Here is a 373-nt window from a genome sequence, read left to right as displayed (position 1 = left end):
CTGCAAGATGAATCAGTTTGCGATTGCTAAGTCCTTTATATTTTTGGAAGCATTGATGTCAGCGTTGTCTTCATGACCGCAAGATACACACTTGAATGAGGCTTGTGTTTTGCGGTTCTCTTTCGCTGTATGACCGCATACATTGCATGTTTGTGACGTACAATGTGGATTCACAGCTATGACTTGCTTTCCATACCACTTTGCTTTGTATTCCAGCATCTTGCGAAATTGCGACCATGATACTTCACTAATTGCTTTTGCAAGATTGTCGTTTTTGAGCATGTTCGCTACCTGTAAATCTTCAATCGCTATGACATCGTGGTTTTTGATGATGTGCGTTGAAATTTTGTCCAAGTAGTCCTTTCCCCCATGA

At 41.0% G+C, this 373-nt stretch carries 1 protein-coding gene; it reads right to left on the bottom strand.

The genetic code is table 11. From position 1 onward, the window contains the following. Positions 1–12: 12 nt before the first annotated feature. Positions 13–373 (bottom strand): RNA-guided endonuclease TnpB family protein (locus tag AAHB12_RS31415; RefSeq protein ID WP_342048961.1); only part of this gene is annotated, 361 nt, incomplete at its 5' end.

Source organism: Bacillus sp. OTU530 (assembly GCF_038440375.1).
The sequence above is the reverse complement of the archived record's forward strand: the minus strand, read 5'-3'. Positions and strand labels throughout refer to the sequence as shown.